The organism is Bacillus sp. GMa5/1 (genome assembly GCF_050172015.1).
Classification (GTDB): domain Bacteria; phylum Bacillota; class Bacilli; order Bacillales; family Bacillaceae_G; genus Bacillus_A; species Bacillus_A cereus.
In genome coordinates, this window is the sequence record NZ_JBNLYC010000439.1 from 1 (window position 1) to 509 (window position 509).

Genomic DNA, 509 nt, shown 5'->3' on the forward strand with positions numbered 1-509 from the left:
GGAGTAAAAGAAGGGAGAGGGAAACCTCTCCTATTTTTTATAAGCCAAAACGCAGTAATAGTGAGTAATCTCCTATAAGACATTGCGTTCTCGTTTCATAATTTTTACTAACATTAAAAAAAGATGAAATTTATAGTTGACTCGTGTCAATAAAAGTGATAAGATAGAGATATCAAAGGGAGGTGATAATATGAATTGGGTAATCATTGCGGCAGTTATTACAAGTCTTCATCAACTATCTGGATTAATTAAAAATATCTCAGATTTGTACTTCAAGATTAAAGAAGAAATGCAGAAGAATCGCAACCGCCAAGACGATTCGGAGTAAGCACAAGGGAGAGGGAAGCCTCTCCTATTTTTTATAAGTCATAACGCATTTATAGTAAGTAATCTTTTAAAAGATATTGCGTTTCTATTTTGAAACTTTTAACAACATTTGAAAAAAGATGAAATTTGTTGTTGACTCGAGCAAACTAAAGTGATAAGATAGAGATATCAAAGGGAGGTGA

At 32.6% G+C, this 509-nt stretch carries 1 protein-coding gene; it reads left to right on the forward strand.

Going from position 1 to position 509, the window contains the following annotated elements; all coding sequences use genetic code 11:
- The first annotated feature begins 190 nt into the window (after positions 1-190).
- On the forward strand, positions 191-328 hold the full coding sequence (locus ACQGSG_RS29295) for a hypothetical protein (protein WP_170950871.1): 138 nt from the start codon (positions 191-193) through the stop codon (positions 326-328).
- The last annotated feature ends 181 nt before the right edge of the window (positions 329-509 follow it).